Consider the following 15,213-nt stretch of genomic DNA (forward strand, 5'->3'; position numbering starts at 1 on the left):
GACAATGCACACAGCTAGCCTTAGAAAAGAAGGAGTTAACCATGAAAGATATCTAGCTTTCGATTCTTCTAAGTTTATTAAAAGCTAGTACAACAGAAAAATAATGCATGGAAGTTTAAGTTTTGTGAACTCAAGCTTTTACGAGTTCATAAAACACTCGCTAAAACTTGATTTTTGTGCATAAAATATTGACTCATGTCAAATAAGCAGGAAAACGTCTAGTTTAACAAGAATTATATATTATAGACTATCTTAGGAGTGATTTCATGTCAAAACGAGTTATTATAATCGGTGGGAACGCAGCTGGGTTAAGTGCTGCTAGTCAGATCAAAAGACAAGACGCAAGCTGGGATGTTACCGTTGTAGAAAAATCTGACGAAATATCATATGCAAGTTGTGGTATACCCTATTTTATTCAAGGAGAAGTCACATCTTCAGATCAACTATTTGCTTTAACAACTAATGATTTAAAAGAAAAACGAGGTATTGATTTAAAACTTAATCATGAAGTTAGAAAAGTTCTTCCGAGAGAAAACTCATTAGTTTTAAGTTCACAAGATAAAGAATATAAAGAAAGTTACGATTACCTAGTAGTAGCTAGTGGAGTATCTCCAAACTTACATAATATTGATATTACTTCTCGTAGAGAAAATAGCAATATATTTACTATTAAAAGTATTAAAGATGGCATTAATATAAAAAATTCTATTGAAAAATATGACATTAGTAGAGTTGGTATTATTGGTGGAGGGTATATCGCTTTAGAAATGGTGGAAGTTTTTTCTTTACTAGGTTATAATACAACTTTAATCCATCGTAGGAACCAATTCAGTAAAGCCTTTGAGCCTGAGGTATCTGAGCATATGAAAGATGTACTTAAAAAAAATAATGTCACCTTAGAGTTAGAAACAAAAATTGCAAGCGTAATAGAAAAAAATGATAATATCACTGTTAGAAAGTCAGACGAAACGAGTCTCAATTTTGATATATTAATAGTTGCAATTGGTGTTACACCTAGCACTAAGTTTCTAAAAAATAGTGGCATCGAATATGGTATCAAAGGTAGTATAAGAGTAAATGAATATCTTCAGACTAATATTTCTAATATATACGCAGCAGGTGATGTTGCAGAAGCTAAGAATATTGTTACTAAACAACCCACTTTTTCACCTTTAGCTTTAAAGGCTAACAAAGAAGGTAGTATCACTGGTACAAATATAGTAAAAAATAATGTCGAAACTTTTCCTGGTGTGTTAAATAGCTCTATAATGAAATTGTTTGATACTGGGGTTGCTAGAACAGGTATCACTGAGTCAGAAGCTAAATCAAAAGGATATCATGTTAAAAAAATCAGAATAGAAAGTAATACTAAACCAAAATATTATCCTGATAGTTCTAAGGTTACATTATTTATCAATTTTGATGAACATAACGGAAAATTACTAGGTGGACAAATAATAGGACCTTTAAATGAAGTAAAAAGAATTGATGTTTTGTCAGGGATGATTCAATCTGAAAAAACTATACAAGATTTATACCATTTAGATTTAGCTTATGCTCCACCCTTTTCACCAGTTTATGATCCTATTGTACTAGCTGGACGTGTTGGAAAAAAATATGTTAGAAATTAAACTAGAATATTATTCCGGTTAATTTCTAACATATTTCCTTTTACTACCATATTGGATTTTCTTTATAAAACATTTCGATTGCTCTGTCTCCGATAGCATGACATAAAATCTTTATTTTATACCTATCAGAACAATCAAATATTAAGTAATTCTTCATAGGAGTATGTCAAAACCACCACAATAAGTCTCTCTAAGGACGAAATTTTTCCTTCAAGTAAACTATCCAAAAGAACTTTTAATGGGTCCAATTTTATAAATTTTTATATCTATTTTTAATAATATGTTCATACTTGTTCCAAAATAAATGACTACCATTAAAATCCAGGAACTTTTGTTTTACCATCAAGGTCGATGTTTTGTTCATTATCTAATCAAAATAAGATAAATCAACTTTTTTTCTACTAACATCGCTATTTTCCATCTTTTATTAATATTTTTTCTGCACATGGATATATTTCATCCATTGTGTATATTTTGCAAATAGTAAATAACCATCTTTTAACCCCCCATAGAATTTTTTTGGGTAAGATTTTTTAAATCAGATTTTAAAGCTTTTACTAGTTCACCAAGATTTTGATGTTTTACATTATTAGTGTTATAATTTCCTATCCTAAAAGCCAATTGCACTGAAAAACCGATAGTTAAAGCAACAATTACTGTACCAATCCCTACAGGTCCGCCTAGTAGGTAACCAATAAGTAATACAGTTAGTTCCATACACCCGCGAATTAACCATACCGGTTTTTTCGTTAACTTGACAAGACCTACCATTAAAGCATCTCTAGGACCTGCACCTAATTGTACTTTTAAGTAGAAAAAGGTTGCCCAACCTATTGCAAATATTCCCGAAATAAGCATCAAAAATCTAATTACTATATTATCTGGTGTAAAAAACACACCTAAAGCTTCAAAGATATCAACAAATAGGCCTATAAAATACATATTTAAAAAGCTTCCTATCCCCAAAGGCTCTCCTAAAAAGTAAGAAATAGCTAATAAAGTTATACCCGTTATTTGCATCACCTGCCCTAATGAAATTGGTAAATAAATACTTACCCCCTTATGAAAGACATCCCATGGACCCATCCCTAAATCAGCATATAGGGTCAATAAAATACCTATAGAAAACAATATAAACCCTAAAAATAACCACGGCATTTTGTAAATAAGGCTTTTAAAAACTGTATCTCCCTGGAAAAGTTTTAATAAAATCATCATTTTGATGTCCTTTCTTTTTTTGTCTCTCACTGTTAACATCTATACTGTATTATACTAATCATTTCTATCTTTGAAAATAACATAAATAGTGAAAATAGTTGTTAATATACCGGTACCAAAAAGAACTAATATAAGAAAACCTACATAAAATATGAGCTGTAATCCAACATGATTTCTGAATTACCTAAATCAACAATATATATTGGTCTGACACCTATAAATGCAAAGAAATTAATAAAAACCTAATAAAGCAATGATTAATAATATAACAAAATTTTTATCTAACTATTATTGCTCTACCTAACCATCAAAAAAATTACAAGCCACAAATATAATTGTATTTGTGGCTTGTAATTAGTTTAACGTATATTTAGAAGAAGTAATTCTAGTCTCCACTTTTATTATACGGCTTTCCGATAGCCTTTGGAGGTGTGGCTTTACCTATAAAACCAGCTAGAACTATTATAGTTACAACATAAGGGAAAGCTCTAAACAATTCATCTGGAATAAATGGAAGATCAACCCGCAGAGCTAACGCTTCAGAATAACCAAATAATAATGCTGCACCAAGTGCTCCAAATGGATTGTATTTACCAAAAATCATAGCTGCTAAAGCAATAAAGCCTCTACCAGCTGACATATCTCTTACAAATGCGCTTCCCGCACCAATAGACAAATGCGTTCCCGCCATACCGGCTAAGGCACCACTAATAACGACACAGATAAAACGCCATCTGTTAACATTTATACCTAAAGTGTCAGCTGCTTGTGGATGTTCACCTATAGAACGAATTCTAAGTCCCCAAGGTGTCTTATATAAGAAAATCCATACAAGTGGCACTAAAATTAAAGCAAAATAAGTTATAGGTCTAAAAGGGAAGAAATCCATTATCTGCCACGCAGGTAGCCTAGGGACTCTAGGAGATGTCCCTGCAGTATTAAATAAAACTTGTAATAAAAAGACTGTAATACCTGTTGCGAAAATGTTAATGCCTGTTGCACTTATAATCTGATCAGCTTTAAATTTAACTGATACAAGCGCATGTATAGACGCTAATAACATACCGGCTAAAATTCCTAGAATTAATCCCATCCAAGGATTACTAGTTATACCACTACCATAAACAGCAGCGAATGCACCAAAGAGCATCATACCCTCAAGTCCAATATTAATTACCCCAGATCGTTCTGAAATCAGACCACCTAATGCTCCTAATATTAGTGGGGTCGCAAACCTTAAAGTTGCAAATATCACCGAAAGGGAAAATAATTCTGCTAATATCTCCATTATTTAGCCTCCCCTTTTGCTTTTCTTCTAACAAGAAATATTTTAAACATTTGTAAACTAGCTATAAAGAAAATTACCAGAGCTTGTATAATAGTTACTATTTCTTGTGGTACACCTGCAAATTGCATGTGTAATCCACCTTGTGCAAGAGCTCCAAACAATAGTCCTCCTAATATTACACCTATTGGATGGTTTCTTCCTAATAATGCAACTGCTATACCTGTAAAACCATGTCCTGCATCCATGCCAGAAATAAAACTTCTATGAGTCCCCAAAGCTTCACTGGCACCTGCTAATCCTGCAACAGCACCACTTATAACCATAGCAAGAATAATGTTTTTAGCAACATTAACTCCACCGTATTCTGCTGCAGATGAATTAAAACCAACAGCTCTAATCTCATAACCAAGAGTTGTTTTCCACATAATATACCAGAGTATTACCGCAGCTATTAATGCAAATATGAACCCTAAATGAAGATTAATCGCTGGGGCAGCAAATATATCTACGGGCGGAAAATGTTGTAGAATGGAATGTTCTCCCAACTGGTTAAAATTAAACAGTTCAGCAGTTTCTTGTACATAAGGTGTTGCTTGTCTACCACCATCTCTAAAATTATTAATACCATAATCAATAGCTACACTAATAGCAATATGATTCAGCATAATAGTTACGATAACTTCATGAACACCACGTTTTGCTTTTAGAAGTCCTGGAATACCAGCCCAAAGTCCCCCTGCTACCATTCCTGCTAATACACTTACCGGAAGGTGGATAATAGTTGGCAGGTCTGTAAAAACATACCCCACCATTGCTGCAGCAAATCCTCCTATTATTAACTGTCCTTCTGCTCCGATATTAAATAACCCAGCTCTAAAAGAAAAAGCTACAGCAAGTCCAGTCAATATTAATGGTGTTGAGCGCCATAGAGTATTAAGAAAATAATCGAAACTCCCAAAAGAACCTTCAAATAACGCTTGGTACGCTGTTATCGGTGATTCACCAGCTATTAAAATAAATAAAGACCCAACTATCATTGCTGTAATAATAGATAACAAAGAAAAACCAAGTTCTTCAAGTGTAGATTTTACACCAGAGTTTCCACTTATCCACTCTTTAAATACACTAGTTATTTTTTTGAACTTCTGGTTGGAGTCTTTTTGTGGTTCGCTCATTTTGCATCCTCCTTATCTGGAGTAGATCCTGTCATTAGGGCACCGAGCTCAAATTCATCAACTTCATTTGAATTAACTATCGCAACAATCTCTCCATCGTAAATTACAGCTATACGGTCACTTAATGACATCACTTCATTTAGATCAGCAGATACTACTAAAACCGCTTTTCCTGCATTACGTTGATTTACTATTTGTTGGTGTATAAATTCAATCGCTCCAATATCAACCCCTCGTGTAGGTTGAGAAGCAATTAATAATTCCGGCTCATGAGAGAATTCTCTAGCTATGATCACTTTCTGCTGGTTCCCACCAGAAAGTGAATCTGCTGTAACATGATAACCGGGTGTTCTTACATCATATTTATCAATCATATCATCAGCGTAAGAATAGATTTTATCATAATTCATCCTCATATTTTTACTAAAAGGTTCTTTATGATGATAACCTAATATCATATTTTCAGCTAAATCAAAATCAAGCACAAGCCCTCGTTTTCTTCTATCTTCAGGTATATGACCGATTTTAAATTCTTTTATCTTTTTAGGTGATTCATTAGTTATATCTTTATTTTTAAAGTAGATCTTACCACCATCAACTTTTTGTAAGCCAGTGATCATTTCTATCACTTCGGATTGACCATTCCCCTCTACACCGGCAATTCCAACAATTTCACCAGAGCGAACACTTAAAGAAACATCATTTACAACAGGGACTCCTCTGTGATCTTTCGTAGTTAAGTTTTCAAGTTTTAGTACTTCATCATTAGGTTTTGATTCATTTTTTTCAACTCGGAGCAAAACATCTCTTCCTACCATCATTCTTGCAACATCTTCTTCAGTCACTGACTCAGTATCAACTGTTCCGACAGTTTGTCCTCTTCTTAAAACAGTTAATCTATCAGTAATTTCTCTAACCTCACCTAATTTATGAGTAATAAAAATAATGGTTTTTCCTTGATCTCTTAAAGCGTTAAATATATCAAAAAGTTCTACTACCTCTTGAGGGGTTAGCACTGCTGTAGGTTCATCAAAAATAAGCAGTTCTGCACCTCTATATAATATCTTTATTATTTCAACCCGTTGTTGCATTCCAACGGATGTGTTTTCAATTTTTTTATTTGGATCCACACGCAGACCATATTTATCCGATATTTCTTGAACTTCTTTTACAGCTAATTTTTTATTAATAAATATATTATTATTTAAGGGTTCATTTCCTAAAACGATATTTTCTGCCACAGTTAAAGGCTCAACTAACATGAAATGTTGATGAACCATTCCGATACCCAATTTAATAGCTTTGATAGGATCTGCTAATCTAACTTTTTCTCCTTTATAGAAAATATCTCCCTCATCGGGGTCATATAATCCATATAAAATATTCATAAGTGTTGATTTACCAGCACCATTTTCTCCGACTAAAGCATGTATCTCTCCCTTGCGAATTTTTAAATTAACATTATCATTCGCTTTAACTCCAGGGAAAACTTTAGTAATATTTCTCATTTCTAAAAGTGTTGTTATCTTTTCAACAATTTCTTCTAAAGATTCATTTATAGAAAAACTAAACTCACCATGCAAAAAATATTGAACTTTCATTTCATCAACTTTCCGTAAAAAATCATCTTTTGATACTAACTTTTTTCCAGACAGGAGATCTGCAACATCTTCTGACTTTGCCCCTTCAGGAATTTTTATAGTTGTTTGGGAGGCTTGCTCTGTTGACATTTGTTTTCCCCCTTTTTCAAGTTAAACATCAAAGTATTATTGTCTAGTATAGAGGCGCTGTTTGCCAACAGCGCCTCTACTAATAATTAGTACGAAATATTTGGCAATTTTTAATTAATAGTCTGGTCGTTCATCTAGAAACATCCAGTCTTCTACTTCAATTTCTTCATCAATAATCTTTTGTTCAAGTTCTTCTATTCTTTCTTTATGAGGAGCAGTAATTTCTTTTTTCATTTCCTTGATTACTTCTAGATCTTCTTCATCAATACTTTCGAGTTCTACAGCTTCTTCTTCTTCAACATCAATTTCTGTTAGACTACTTAGACTAACTCCATCATCTTCAAGGCCAAACTCTCTGTTTAGACCACCTTCATAAGTTCCATCAATAACTCTTTCAACTGTCTCATATACTGCATTATCTACCTGCTTTAACATACTAGTAATAACATGACCTGGAGCAACCCAGTTTTGGTTAGAGTCTACACCAATTGCATAGATTCCACTTTCTTCAGCTGCTTCTATTACACCCATTCCTGAGCCACCTGCTGCATGATAGATTACGTCTGCACCTCGATCGATAAAGGATAGTGCAATTTCTCTACCTCTACCTGAGTCTTCAAAACTAGCAGCATAGTCACTAATAATTTCAATATCTTCATCGATATATTGAGCTCCTTGAACAAAACCACCTTCAAATCTATGGATCAATCCAAAATCTTCTCCTCCGACATATCCAATAGTACCACTTTCACTGACCTTAGCTGCTAAAGCACCTGCTAAAAAAGAACCTTCATGTTCTGCAAAATTTAATGATTCAACATTATCTGGAATATCTTCTCCAAAGTCTTCATCAACGTGACCAAATTTTATATCAGGATATTCTTGAGCAACAGTTTCTAGTGAATCAGCCATTTGAAATCCTACTCCAAATATCAGATCATACCCTCGCTCTGCAAATTGTCTAAGAGACTGTGCGTCTTCTGCTACGTCTTCTGGCTCAATATGGGTAAATTCAATATCAAAATCTTCTTCTGCCCACTCTAAACCTCTATAAGCAGCATCATTAAAAGACTGGTCACCTAATCCACCAGTAGATAATACAATCCCTACTTGTAATGTCTCATCTTCTGGTTCTGTTGCTTCCTCTTCACCATTTTCATCTTCATCAGCCGGACCACACGCAACAACAGCAAAAGACAATAAAGTTACCATAAACAACGCCAATAATTTTTTAGGCAAAGCCATTACCCCCTTTAGATAGTTAGCAAACTTTTAAAAATCTTTTTAAAACTGTCAATAAACCTATTTAATCACCTCCCTTGATAGTATGAGTTTTTTTAGTTTTTTTAAATATAGATTACATACTAACTAACTCTTAATGTTAGTTATCTAATTCAAGAACTTTTTGTGCTGCTTTTTCATCAGTTATAAGAACATTAGTAAAACCACCTCGTAAAGCACCTAAAATCCCTGGAGCTCTTTCTTCTCCACCAGCTATACCAATTGAATACTCTTTATTTTTTAAACTTTTAATATCTATACCAATAGTTCTCTCATCAAGGTCCTTATTAAAAATTTCTCCTTCTATGGTAAAATATCTTGAACAAATATCTCCTACAGCCCCTTGTTCTCTTAACTCTTGCATTTGACTTTTTGTAAAATAACCCGCTTCAATAAGTACTGAATATTCATTTGGTAAGCCAATACTATATATAGCTATCTCTGCTTTATTACCTAACTCTAGTGTTTCCTTTATTTTTTCTTCTTGTAAAAAAACATTTTTCAGTTCAATACTGTTAACTATTGACGGTGCCGGCAAAAAACAAGGAGAACCATTTATCTTTTTTGCCAAGGTAATAATCGGATTAAATGTATCAACTTTGTTTGAAACTTTACTCACTCCACCTTTTAGTTGAACTACAACTGTGTCTTCTAAACTTTTTTCAGGGAAAACTTTTGTTAAATGATTCAAAGTAGACCCCCAAGGAATCCCTATAACCATACCATCCATTAATACATCAGATACGTAACTTGAAGCTACATTTGCAAGTTTTTCTTTAATTAGATCAGGTTTTTCAGCACTTAAAGGAACTACGATAGCTTGTCTTAGTGAAAATCTTTCACATAAATTTTTCTCTAATCTTGTATGAAGTTTTAATGGGTTTTTCACCTTAAATTCTACTAATCCTTGCTCTCTCGCTAATTTTAATAATCTTGATATTTGAGGTCTAGAAACACCTAGCTTTCGAGCAATTTCTTCTTGATTTTCATCACACTCATAATATAATCTCGCAGCTTGATAGGCTAAATGTAATTTATTTACGGTGTTATTGTCTTCTATCATAGCCCACACCCTAACCTTATTTTTAATAAAACAATTTCTTCTCAATAGTATCAAATTGGTAATTATGTAAATGATAGTATACCAGTTTTTCATTTTATAAATATAAGAAAAATTGTTATCATCTATTTAATTTTGTTCAATTGAATTATACCAAATAATATATAACAATTGAATCATTTTTCAGGTCATAGATATTTTTATTAGAATTTACGAACTTAAATAGGTTTTCCATAACTTTTTACATAAAAATCTCTCATTTTTTCAATCTCTTTTTTTGGTAGATGAATAGCACCACCAAATAACTTTGCATAAACTGTAGCCATTGCTGATTTTTCAACAATTTGAGCTGCCTTTAAAGCCTCTTCTAATGTTCTACCACAAGATACTAATCCATGGTTAGCTAGTAGCACTGCCATTTTATCAGAGAGGGCAAACACTACGTTTTCACTCAACTTAACTGTTCCAGGATGTGCATAACTTGCAACTGAAACACTCCCCCCTATAACTTGAACTAAATCTTCACATGCTGGTGGAATCTCAGTATGTGAAATAGCCATAGCTGTACTATAAGGGCTATGAGTATGGACTATTCCATTTATGTCTTTTCTATGTTTATATATACCTAAATGTAGTCTGTATTCTGAAGATGGCTTATTAGTACCACTTATAACATTACCACTCGCATCTAAAATCACCATATCTTCTACTTTCATTTTTTCATAATCCATACCAGAAGGGGTAATTGTAATATATTCACCTTTATCTGTTTTTACTCTAGCACTAACATTTCCCCATGTTCCTTGAATTAGCCCAAGTGAAGCCATTTTTTTACTTACTTCTAAAACCTTTTTACAGGTATTCATATTAATCACCTTTCCTTCTAAACTCTCTGATACTATTTTTATCTGCACCTAATATCCCAACTTCCGTGATAATACCCGTTATATTTTTTGAAGGTGTCACATCAAAAGCAGGGTTATACACTTGAATGTTATCAGGCGCTACTCTAACCCCATTTATATTAGTAACTTCTTCATTTTTTCTTTCTTCAATTTGAATATCATCACCACAACTTATATCAAGATCAATAGTTGAAGTGGGTGCAACAACATAAAAAGGAATATCAAATTGTTTAGCTAAAACTGATAATCCGTATGTCCCTATTTTATTTGCTACATCTCCATTTGGAGCTATTCGATCAGCTCCAACTAAAATTAAATCAATGTAACCTTTTTTCATCAAAACTGCTGAAACAGAATCTGCTATAAGAGTAAAAGGAATCTGTTCTTTTTGAAGTTCCCAAGAAGTTAATTTAGTACCTTGAAGTCTTGGTCTAGTTTCATCTACATAAACTTTTATATCTTTACCAACATAATGAGCTTCCCTAACTACTCCTAAAGCTGTACCATAACCAGTAGTAGCAAGTGCTCCAGTATTACAATGTGTTAAAATTCTTGCTTTTTGTTTTACAACTTTGACTCCATACCTTGCCATTTGATAGTTGGTTTCTAAATCCTCATAGCAGATATTGTGAGCTTCATTTATTAATAAGGTATAAAGATTTTCAAGAGTGTCAATAGAATCAACATTTGATTTAAAAACTTTTTCCATTCTACGCAATGCCCAAAAAAGGTTTACAGCAGTTGGTCGTGATTTAGCAAGATGTTTTATCGCATAATCCATATTTTTTATGAAATTTTGTTTATGATCGTCTTTGAATTCTTTACAAGCCAAGACTACTCCATAAGCAGCTACAGCACCAATTAAAGGCGCTCCTCGTGCTACCATTTCTTTAATAGCATAGTAAGTGTCTTTAAATGAATTACATTCAAAATACTCTTCTTTTAATGGGATTTTTCTTTGATCCAGCAAAAATAGCCTTTCTTCTTCAAAAAAAATCGGTTTAATTGGATTCATATTATCACCTCCCAAGTAATTACGTTACATAAACACAAAACCCAGCATCTCTAAAGAGATCTTTTATCTGTTCTACTTTTTTTGTATCAGGTTCAACAACCTTATTATAAGGTTCTCTTACCCCATATTTTCTAAAAGGGATTAATCGTATCCGACACTTAGGCGCATTATCCCCTAAAAACATTTTTATGCTATTTATTTCAAAATTATCATCATTGTACCCAGGTAAAATCAGAATTCGTATTTCCCAAAGTTTATTTTTATTATATAAATTATAAATACTAGCTAGCACTGTTTCATTTCTAACCCCTGTAATTTCTTTATGCTTAATTGAGCTAAAAGCTTTAAAGTCTAACATCACACCATCAATATAAGGTGTTATTTCGTCCCATATAGAAACGCTACCGTTTGAATCTAAAAACAAGGTTAAGTCTCTTAAAGAAGTATCATTATTCATCAGTTTCCTTAGTTTTATTATAAATTCTTTGTGTAAAGTGGCTTCACCTCCACTTAAAGTAACACCTGATATGAAAGGAGAGGCGGGTAATATAAACTCTTGTAAGACTTCTTCTGGAGTCATAAATCTTGCTCTAGGATCAGAATTGAAGGGGCAAACACTTTCACAAGTGTCACACCCCATACATTTTTCTTTAGAGAAACCAGTATTTTGTAACGCCTCATTTTTACAGTTTTCTATACAAATACCACATTGTAGAAAACCTACACAATTACCCATAGTTTGTGGGTTGTGACAATTAATACATCTAAAATTACATCCCTGAAAAAAAATCACCAATCTATTTCCTGGGCCATCTATAGAACTAAAATTTATTGTACGATTAATTAAACCATGGATTTCTTTCATGATTAATCATCCTCCGCTTTCTCTTTAACACACCTTGTATATTAATAGCTCCTTCACCTAAAGGCGTTGTTGTATATCTTGTACTTTCATCATTTTTATATTTTTCTAAATCTGATCTTCTAACTAGATACCCAGTAATACGTACAAATTCTCCATCTGTTAAGTTGAAAGTAAATTCTCGCATTCCTTCTTTAAATGCACCTTTAATAATATCACAAACCGCTTTTGGGTTATTTCTTATGGTACCTTCGAAATGGAAAATATCACTAACACCAGCTATAAATTTTGAATGGTGTGGTGCTACTACTTTTATATGATTAAAAAGATCAGGTTCTTCTCCTGGAGTAATTCTTGTCCCTGGAGTAGTATCAGTATCTAAATCAATTCCTGACTGGGAGTGAAACATTGCTTTGTTTGAATTTCCTTCTGCATGGGATATTTCAGTTTTATCTAATATTTCTAATATCTTATCTGTTATCTTGTAACTAAACTTATTTGCCTCTTTATCATGACCATAGTGAGCATTATCATCAAGTAAAGTTTCAGTACACTCTTTTAGACCAAAAATACCAAGCATAGAGCTAAATTTTGCTTTACTTATAATTCCTTCTAGTGCTAAAAAGTTATGCTCAAAAAATTTGGCTTTATTAACTAAATATTCAGCACGGCTTTCAATGACTTCTAATGCCAACTTAACATATTTTAGAAGTGTTGTATCAAGAAATTCTTGAGGGCGACCCCTATGCTCTTTCGCTGCTTTCTTTAAATTAAGCCTAACAAGGGTATGTGCTCCACCACCTTCTTTAAGAGAATTGTAGCAACTTGCAACCCCATATTTTTCACCTAAATCACTTGTTATCATTTGGTGGTTAGCAAAATGCGGTTTCCCTACTTCAAATACTGTTTTTACACCTTCAATTAATAGTTCATCTGATGTTTTTTCTTGATCGTATTTTAAAGTTAAGTTTGGTACAACTTGTTTTAGCTCCCGTTCTAATTTAAATAATAACCTACCTACTCTAGTACCTTCAGGACCTATATTAGCATGTGTAAATCCATCAGGAAGTAATCTATCGATTGTTATTAGAAAAAGTTTCAACTTCTTATATAAGGTATCATCATCATATTTTTCACTAAAAGACTCTAGTAATCTATCGAGGTTTCCTAAATAAACTGGATAACCAGTTATTGAGGGTACATGGGTGTACAATATAGTTAAAAAATTAATTGCTTCATCTAAATCTTTTGGAGGATCTAGTTCTAAAAATTTAGAACCTTGTTTAATAGCTTTATCATAATCGGGAAGTATATAACGTGGTCTATATGGGGCATGTCCTTCAAACAAATCACAAATAATACCGTTTTCTTTTGCAAAAGCCGCTTCTTTACTTATTGGGACATAGTTTAATAAACTTTCTGCATACGTTGCTAGTTGATGTTTACGTTGATGAAACGTTAATTGAGGATTAGTTATTATCTCTTCAATTTCGGTCTTTATTTCTTCGTTAACCATTTTCACTTCAACTCCCCTCATATTTATCGTTGATTTAAATTTTAACATAATGTAATAACTAATACTATTACGACTATTTAGAGTAGATAATTATTTATTTGTAATGTATAATTTAAACAAAATATTATTAGGAGTATTGGAAAAGAGCACCCCTTGGTTTTATAATTAATCCTTCTGCAGGGCGAAAAAGAGCTAAAATAATTTGGGAAGATGTAAAAAATATCTTGACTCAAATAAATAAACTATAAATTTAAATTTACTCAAAAACCCAAAGATGCTGGAAACCTAGTGTCATCACTCATCAAAGAGGGTTGTTGTAAAATAATAATTATAGGTGGAGATGTGACTCTTCATGAAGCAATTAATGGACAAAATATAGATTTTAGAAAGGTAACACTTGGGATAATACCTACAGGCACGATGACTTTATAAAAACTTTAAAGCTACCAAAAGATCCTATATTTGCATGCAAAATACCCTCAAAGGACATATCATTCATCTAGATTTAGGTCTTTTAATATTCAAACTTACTTTATTAACACCGCTGGGATTGGTTTTGATGCAGAAATTGCAAAAAAGGTCAACAAAAGCTATAAATGGATAAGTGGATAAGTGGAACTACTACTTACATTTCAGCTATATTGAAAACACTGTTAACTTATCGAAGCCAAAATATTTCAATTACTTTTGAAAATACCACAAAAAGGACTATAAATAACTTTTTATTAGCTGTTGGTAATGCCAAATTTGTTGGAGGAGGAATGAAACTAATACCTTCTGCTAGTCCTATGATGGATCTTTTTACTTATTAATTGCACAAGATATCTCTAAGTTAAAAATTTTAAAAGTCTTACCTAACTTATTTAAAGGATGTCATACTAATCTTAGGGAAGTCTCTGTGATAAAAACTAAAGAACATTATATTGACTCAAAAGAGGAAAACATAACTTTGCACGCTGATGGTGAGATAATAGGTACTTTGCCTGCTAACCTTAACATTCTTTCATGAAAATTAAGGTTTCTATCTTCATAAAAACAGCTCGGCACATAACCGAGCTGTTTTCTAAAATATCATTATCTACAATTATCTGTCTATCTTGGTTTGGATCTTCTTCAAAAAATCCCAATATAACCATTGAAGTAAGTACTATTAAAATTAAAGTTATTACCATTAACCATATTAGGTGGTTATCACGCATATCTATTCCTCCTTAAAAAATGCCTCATTTTCATTATTCCCAACCATGCATAAATATTGCACAAATAAAAATATTCTAGTACACTTCAAAATTAAAGAAACTCAAATAAGAAAGGAGGGTTTATCTTGAAAGTAACATGAAAACAAGTAACAAAACATTTGAATTATCTGGAAGTAAAAAAGTTTCTGAAATACTCAAGGAATTAGACTTAAACTCAGAATCTGTACTTGTAGTTAAAGATGGTGAACTTCTTACTCGCGATCGATTAGTAAAGGATGAAGAAATTATAGAGATTATTTCAGTAGTTTCTGGTGGCTAATCTAGAGGAGGTGA

At 32.5% G+C, this 15,213-nt stretch carries 16 protein-coding genes; 5 read left to right on the forward strand and 11 right to left on the reverse strand.

What is annotated here, in order from left to right; all coding sequences use genetic code 11:
- The first annotated feature begins 266 nt into the window (after nucleotides 1-266).
- Nucleotides 267-1,631: an FAD-dependent oxidoreductase gene (locus tag CDO51_RS01785; protein WP_089022580.1), complete on the forward strand. Its 1,365-nt coding sequence runs from the start codon at nucleotides 267-269 to the stop codon at nucleotides 1,629-1,631.
- Between the two features lie 498 nt (nucleotides 1,632-2,129).
- Here CDO51_RS01785 and CDO51_RS01790 read toward each other — a convergent pair whose 3' ends face one another.
- The 10 genes from CDO51_RS01790 to CDO51_RS01835 all read right to left on the reverse strand — a co-directional run bounded on the left by CDO51_RS01790 (nucleotide 2,130) and on the right by CDO51_RS01835 (nucleotide 13,729).
- A complete protein-coding gene (locus tag CDO51_RS01790; RefSeq protein WP_240503457.1) occupies nucleotides 2,130-2,789 on the reverse strand; it encodes a YczE/YyaS/YitT family protein in 660 nt (219 codons plus the stop codon).
- A 445-nt stretch (nucleotides 2,790-3,234) separates the two neighbouring features.
- Complete coding sequence (locus tag CDO51_RS01795; protein ID WP_089022582.1) at nucleotides 3,235-4,137, reverse strand: ABC transporter permease; 903 nt, start codon at nucleotides 4,135-4,137, stop codon at nucleotides 3,235-3,237.
- Entirely contained in the window at nucleotides 4,137-5,312 is a 1,176-nt protein-coding gene (locus CDO51_RS01800; RefSeq protein WP_089022583.1) for an ABC transporter permease, read from the reverse strand. Before CDO51_RS01800 ends, CDO51_RS01795 begins: the two co-directional genes overlap by 1 nt.
- On the reverse strand, nucleotides 5,309-6,820 hold the full coding sequence (locus CDO51_RS01805) for an ABC transporter ATP-binding protein (RefSeq protein WP_420811478.1): 1,512 nt from the start codon (nucleotides 6,818-6,820) through the stop codon (nucleotides 5,309-5,311). The genes CDO51_RS01800 and CDO51_RS01805 overlap by 4 nt, the downstream gene beginning before the upstream one ends.
- 336 nt (nucleotides 6,821-7,156) lie before the next feature.
- Nucleotides 7,157-8,287, reverse strand: a complete 1,131-nt coding sequence (locus CDO51_RS01810; RefSeq protein ID WP_205842065.1) for a BMP family lipoprotein — start codon at nucleotides 8,285-8,287, stop codon at nucleotides 7,157-7,159.
- 136 nt (nucleotides 8,288-8,423) lie between these two features.
- Nucleotides 8,424-9,386, reverse strand: coding sequence for a sugar-binding transcriptional regulator (locus tag CDO51_RS01815; RefSeq protein WP_158212267.1), 963 nt, complete (start codon nucleotides 9,384-9,386; stop codon nucleotides 8,424-8,426).
- A gap of 215 nt (nucleotides 9,387-9,601) precedes the next feature.
- Nucleotides 9,602-10,297: a class II aldolase/adducin family protein gene (locus tag CDO51_RS01820; protein ID WP_205842066.1), complete on the reverse strand. Its 696-nt coding sequence runs from the start codon at nucleotides 10,295-10,297 to the stop codon at nucleotides 9,602-9,604.
- Entirely contained in the window at nucleotides 10,251-11,303 is a 1,053-nt protein-coding gene (gene mtnA, locus CDO51_RS01825) for an S-methyl-5-thioribose-1-phosphate isomerase (protein ID WP_089022586.1), read from the reverse strand. The genes CDO51_RS01820 and mtnA overlap by 47 nt, the downstream gene beginning before the upstream one ends.
- A 19-nt stretch (nucleotides 11,304-11,322) precedes the next feature.
- Nucleotides 11,323-12,168, reverse strand: a complete 846-nt coding sequence (locus CDO51_RS01830; RefSeq protein WP_089022587.1) for a YjjW family glycine radical enzyme activase — start codon at nucleotides 12,166-12,168, stop codon at nucleotides 11,323-11,325.
- On the reverse strand, nucleotides 12,143-13,729 hold the full coding sequence (locus tag CDO51_RS01835) for a YjjI family glycine radical enzyme (RefSeq protein ID WP_089022588.1): 1,587 nt from the start codon (nucleotides 13,727-13,729) through the stop codon (nucleotides 12,143-12,145). The genes CDO51_RS01830 and CDO51_RS01835 overlap by 26 nt, the downstream gene beginning before the upstream one ends.
- 189 nt (nucleotides 13,730-13,918) lie before the next feature.
- Here CDO51_RS01835 and CDO51_RS01840 point away from each other — a divergent pair, with 189 nt between their 5' ends.
- From CDO51_RS01840 to CDO51_RS15265, 3 genes are all read left to right on the forward strand, one after another.
- On the forward strand, nucleotides 13,919-14,113 hold the full coding sequence (locus CDO51_RS01840) for a diacylglycerol kinase family protein (protein WP_089022589.1): 195 nt from the start codon (nucleotides 13,919-13,921) through the stop codon (nucleotides 14,111-14,113).
- A 164-nt stretch (nucleotides 14,114-14,277) separates the two neighbouring features.
- On the forward strand, nucleotides 14,278-14,493 hold the full coding sequence (locus CDO51_RS01845; RefSeq protein WP_089022590.1) for a diacylglycerol kinase family protein: 216 nt from the start codon (nucleotides 14,278-14,280) through the stop codon (nucleotides 14,491-14,493).
- A gap of 26 nt (nucleotides 14,494-14,519) precedes the next feature.
- On the forward strand, nucleotides 14,520-14,690 hold the full coding sequence (locus tag CDO51_RS15265) for a hypothetical protein (RefSeq protein ID WP_420811479.1): 171 nt from the start codon (nucleotides 14,520-14,522) through the stop codon (nucleotides 14,688-14,690).
- Here CDO51_RS15265 and CDO51_RS01850 read toward each other — a convergent pair.
- The gene (locus tag CDO51_RS01850) at nucleotides 14,674-14,880 is read right to left on the reverse strand and encodes a hypothetical protein (protein WP_089022591.1); all 207 of its coding nucleotides are present in this window, start codon (nucleotides 14,878-14,880) and stop codon (nucleotides 14,674-14,676) included. The two genes, CDO51_RS15265 and CDO51_RS01850, sit on opposite strands and share 17 nt — an antisense overlap.
- A 136-nt stretch (nucleotides 14,881-15,016) precedes the next feature.
- Between CDO51_RS01850 and CDO51_RS01855 the strand changes: the two genes are divergently transcribed.
- Complete coding sequence (locus CDO51_RS01855; RefSeq protein ID WP_089022592.1) at nucleotides 15,017-15,199, forward strand: MoaD/ThiS family protein; 183 nt, start codon at nucleotides 15,017-15,019, stop codon at nucleotides 15,197-15,199.
- The last annotated feature ends 14 nt before the right edge of the window (nucleotides 15,200-15,213 follow it).

This window comes from Natranaerobius trueperi, from assembly GCF_002216005.1.
Lineage (GTDB): Bacteria > Bacillota > Natranaerobiia > Natranaerobiales > Natranaerobiaceae > Natranaerobius_A > Natranaerobius_A trueperi.